The sequence below is a fragment of the Alteromonas sp. 07-89-2 genome (genome assembly GCF_013113925.1).
GTDB classification, from domain to species: domain Bacteria; phylum Pseudomonadota; class Gammaproteobacteria; order Enterobacterales; family Alteromonadaceae; genus Alteromonas; species Alteromonas macleodii.
In genome coordinates this window covers 1-4,762 of the sequence record NZ_VTYM01000056.1, presented here as the reverse complement: position 1 = coordinate 4,762, position 4,762 = coordinate 1, and the positions used below count along the sequence as shown (strand labels likewise).

Below are 4,762 nucleotides of genomic sequence, written 5' to 3'. Positions count from 1 at the left end.
CGCAGCACTTCAGGAGAGTTGGCAGAGCCCGGTTTAATGCACCTGACTTGAAATCAGACGTGGGGTCAAACCCACCGGGGGTTCGAATCCCTCACTCTCCGCCATATTATGAAAACCCGCACATTGTTGCGGGTTTTTTTATGCCCGTCTTCCACGTTAGACTTTCGTATAAGACCACAGTCGCATTGTTACATTCCATTCACATGTTTAGGCTTGCGCTTTTCTTCGCGCAATCTAAAGGTGTTATGTGTCACAAGAAAGTTCTTCTTATCAAAATCTTCACAAACCGAGCAGTAGTTTTAAATCAAGAGACGAATATTTAAATCACGAACTTCAAATACTTTCTCCAAAACGTTGGCGGTTGAACCTGCCTGGTAAAGACTACCGCGTTGAGTGGGAAGACTTTGTGCCAGGCATGGCGGCGACCATAGGAAAAATCGTTATGGTTGCCGCCGTAGTAGGTGCATTCGCAGCACCGCTAGGGCTATCTCCTGAGTTTGTCATTGAAAACGTGCGCTTTGAATTACTCATTGCAGCAGTCTTGTTCGTTGTTCTGATTTCCGGTTTTCTGAACCCGTCAGCTAATTTAGCAGGTACACACGGCCCCTTACTGCCCTTGGTACCCCTTATTGTTGCATCTGGCGGCCATCCCATGGCGCTCGGTCTGCTCATTGGACTCTTTGGTTTTATCTTAGGAATAACGAAGGGCGGCAGTGTGCTTGCTAGGCTAACCAGTAACGGTGTATGCGGTGGGTTGCTGTTGTACTTAGGGTTTATTGGCATTACAGGCCAGGTGAAGAAACTCTTTGCGTGGGCAGAAAGCTTCGATATGGCTTACTTAGCCTTCGTGGTGATCATTGCCACTATCTTAATGTATGCATGGCTAGAGCATATTCAAAAGCGCTGGCTAGCCATTCCGCTTGGTGCGGTGATGGCGGCGGTCATTGCGTTTTCCTTCGGTGCGCCATTTGAGTTCACAACGTCGCCGGGTATGCCTAACTTGAACCCTGCTTATTGGTGGGGGGAAGACACAGGTTGGAAATTAGGTCTGCCAGACTGGTCACATTTCATTGCTGTGCTGCCTTTTGCTGTGCTGGCTGTGTCTATGTGGTCGCCAGATTTCTTAGGCCATCAAGTCTTCCAAAAGCTTAGCTACCCTAAAAAAAGTGAACGAGCGCACATGAATATAGATGACACCATGATTGCTGCATCTAGTCGTCAGGCAGTGGGAAGCCTACTGGGAGGGGGCAACATCTCATCTTCGTGGGGGACCTACATTATTCCGGCTTCAATCGCGCGCAGACCTATACCCGGTGGTGCATTAGTTACTGGCTTTTTATGCGTTGTAGCGGCACTTTGGGGTTACCCCATGGATTTAGCAATTTGGCCGCCAGTGCTTTGCGTAGCGCTTATTGTTGGGGTCTTTCTGCCGCTTATGGAAGCCGGTATGCAAATGACGCGTGAAGGTAAAACGACCCAGTCTGCTGCATTGGTAGTGATCTCATCTGTATTAGTTAATCCGGTATTCGGATGGTCTTTTACCATGCTTTTGGATAATTTGGGGCTCGTTGGGTGCAAAGATAGAGCTGGAGAGCTCGGCAAAGCAGGGCGTTGGCTAATTCCAGGAATTACGTTTTTGGTGTTATGTACCGTTATGGCACTAATTGGTATGTTCCCGGGTGTTCCCGCGATTATGGAAACCTTCAGGATGTGATGAGGGCTTTAGGGTAAGGTTACTCCTTTAAAGTTCACGTTACTGAAACCAGATATGCTATTACGCGAACGGCGTCGGAGGTGTTTCTCCACGCCGTTTTTGTTTAATTTATTAAGCTGATATCCCTCATCCACTGAAGTTACGTTTCTACCATATAAATTAAGCGTTACGCGTACCGCGATTTACTTGTCCCAGTAGGGCGTACTTTTAAAATAGCTTGATAAAAAGTCAATGAAAACCCTTAGCTTATTAGAAATGAGCTTACGATGAGGATAGACCGCATACAAAGAGATAGCTTGCGGTACGAAATCGTCCAGTATGGACACGAGTTCCCCGTTTTTGAGCGCTTCACCGGCAATGAAGGTAGGTTGAAGTACATAACCTTCACCCTGCTTTGCTACATTGGTTAGGACTTCTCCATTATTGGCGGTTAGCTTAGGCGTTACAGTCTGGGCATTTGCTTTGAGCGCCGCAATAAGCGCTGATTTATCGTTATCGTAGTTGACGTAGGAGTACTCAAGATAGTGTTCAGGTTTTAATTCAGCTGGATGTTGCGGTGTGCCATATTTTTCCAGGTAGGCTGGTGAAGCGCACAGGGCCAGCTTTATCGTTGTGATTTTCTTGGCCACCAGCGACGAGTTAGCTAGGTGACCTGCACGTATTGCTACATCAAACCCTTCGTCTATCACATCAATCTTTCTATCGTTTAGCTGCAAGTTTATCGATACGTGAGGGTGTGCTTGTTGAAACGCACTGAGTGCACTCGCTAAATGTAATGTTGAGAAAGAGACAGGGGCACTTACGTGCAGAACTCCCTTTGCTTCTGTATTGAGCAACCCAAGCTGACTTTCCATATCGGTTACGCTTTCTAGAATATGATTTGCATGTTGCAAACACTGCTGACCAGCCTCGGTTAGGTGAATTTTTCTTGTAGTGCGATTGAATAAACGCGTATCAAGTTGCTTCTCTAATTCGGCAACATACTTGCTTACGAGTTGATTTGACGTGTCTAGCTTTTCTGCAGCTTTTGTAAAACTCCCTTCATTCGCAACAACGCAGAAGGTTTTCAGTAGCGATAATTTATCCATCGTTTAGCCATTCGTCTCTATAAACAACAAATTGTTGGTAATCATTCAATATTTAACTGCTTTATTCAATAGGTGTTGGTAACTATTCTATATGCATCAGGTTAGCGCTGTGCCAACTCAATGAAGTCAGGCGGAGCGTTCATCACTTTTAGATATGACATTTTCAATTACGAGAGACTTTGAGGATTCAACAATGAACAAGCAATTTCTGAAAAACATTTTTACTTCTAACAGCAGTATTTCTAGTTTGGTTTTACGTGTGCCTGTGGGCATTATTCTTACCGCACACGGCGCACAAAAGCTTTTTGCGTGGTTTGGTGGTTATGGACTAGAAGGCACAGGTCAGTGGATGGAAAGCATTGGTTTAGCGCCAGGCTTTTTAATGGCATTGCTGGCCGGCAGCGCTGAGTTTTTTGGCGGGCTAGCGCTTATTATAGGTTTTCTAACACGCCCAGCCGCTTTAGTAAGTGCATTCACAATGGTGATTGCGATTTTTAGTGTACATGCAGCAAACGGTTTATTTATGACTAACAACGGTTACGAGTTTGCACTAACGCTACTTGCTGCGACAGGTGCGCTAGCTATTCAAGGTGGCGGTAAATTTTCAATCGACTCTCTTATTAGTCACAAGCTTGATAAATAGCGGTTGTGAGATTTCGACGACTAACGAAACCGGCCAAAATGCGCCGGTTTCAATGGCTATGGAGCCCTTATATCAATCCGCATAGATAATTGCCCACTCATAAGACGCTGGCAAGTTTCCTAGCGAAGCGTGGGAATGCAGGAATGGTATTCTCTACATCTAACAAGGTATGGTTTTATGCAACAGCGAACGCAAACTCACCCGCCTGTGCGAATTAACACCGCTTATATTTCTCATGGTGGAGGGCCGCTTCCACTTCTTGAAATGCAGTCAGTAGGAGAGGCGAGAACGCCTGCCTATCACATTGAAATGATTGAAGCGCTCAAAGCATTATCAACAGATTTACCCAAACCTGATGCAGTCATAGTGATTAGTGCCCACTGGGAAGATACTGAAGTCTGTGTAACTACTCACCCAGAACCTTCCTTGATTTATGACTATTATGGCTTCCCTAAGGAGGCGTATTCCCTTGAATATCCGGCCAAAGGAGAAGTAGCACTCGCAACTTTATTACTAAAGCGTTTAGCAGAACAAGGCATCGCTGTACGGGAGGATAGGGCACGTGGTTTCGATCATGGAATGTTCATTCCCCTAAGTATTATGTATCCCAGTGCCGATGTACCCTGTATTCAACTATCCATTACGTCTGATTTGGATTCAAAAAAGCATGTGCTATTGGGGGAAGCAATTAGGAAAGCTGTTGAACTCGGGGTAGAGCCTGTAAATAGTGAAGCAAAGAACGAAGTAAATATTTTAGTATTGGGCTCGGGGTCTTCTTTTCACAATATGCAGGGCTTTTTCGATAGCTCCGATGAGGCATTGCGAAAAGCAACACGCTTTAATAACTGGCTTCAGACAACTATGCAGACCAGTGCCTACAGCGAGAATGAACGCAAAGCTCGTCTTGTTGAATGGTACAGCGCGCCGGATGCGCGATACGCCCATCCTAGAGAAGAGCACCTTCTTCCTCTCCATGTTTGTTATGGTGTTAATTACAAAGCAGCTGACAAAGCTCTGTCTTTAACGCTTCTAACCAAACCTGCAAGCATGTTTGTGTGGTGTGATTGACCAGTGCTTCACATTACCGCGTCAGTGCAATACCTGATTGAATAAAGCCTGCGTTAAACGAGAGTAATTAAATTTTGAACACTTTGATTATCAATTGGTCGTTTGAGTAAAAATGTTAAAATTAGTGCTTTACAGTCCCACATAAATCATTAAGATACGCAGCACTTCAGGAGAGTTGGCAGAGCCCGGTTTAATGCACCTGACTTGAAATCAGACGTGGGGTCAAACCCACCGGGGGTTCGAATCCCT

Annotated in this window: 4 protein-coding genes and 1 tRNA gene; 4 read left to right on the top strand and 1 reads right to left on the bottom strand. The window is 45.4% G+C overall.

Annotated elements, in window-relative coordinates; all coding sequences use genetic code 11:
• Positions 1-12 precede the first annotated feature (12 nt).
• Together F0261_RS19585 and F0261_RS19580 are read left to right on the top strand one after the other, a co-directional pair.
• Positions 13-104 (top strand) — tRNA-Ser (locus F0261_RS19585).
• 143 nt (positions 105-247) lie between these two features.
• Complete coding sequence (locus F0261_RS19580) at positions 248-1,714, top strand: DUF3360 family protein (protein WP_014949618.1); 1,467 nt, start codon at positions 248-250, stop codon at positions 1,712-1,714.
• A 182-nt stretch (positions 1,715-1,896) separates the two neighbouring features.
• Here F0261_RS19580 and F0261_RS19575 read toward each other — a convergent pair whose 3' ends face one another.
• On the bottom strand, positions 1,897-2,802 hold the full coding sequence (locus F0261_RS19575; RefSeq protein WP_171338718.1) for a LysR family transcriptional regulator: 906 nt from the start codon (positions 2,800-2,802) through the stop codon (positions 1,897-1,899).
• A 193-nt stretch (positions 2,803-2,995) separates the two neighbouring features.
• On the opposite strand from F0261_RS19575, the gene F0261_RS19570 reads away from it, so the two are divergent.
• Positions 2,996-3,445, top strand: coding sequence for a DoxX family protein (locus F0261_RS19570; RefSeq protein ID WP_039234693.1), 450 nt, complete (start codon positions 2,996-2,998; stop codon positions 3,443-3,445).
• Positions 3,446-3,622: 177 nt separating this feature from the next.
• Entirely contained in the window at positions 3,623-4,513 is an 891-nt protein-coding gene (locus tag F0261_RS19565; RefSeq protein WP_014979388.1) for a class III extradiol ring-cleavage dioxygenase, read from the top strand.
• Positions 4,514-4,762: the final 249 nt, after the last annotated feature.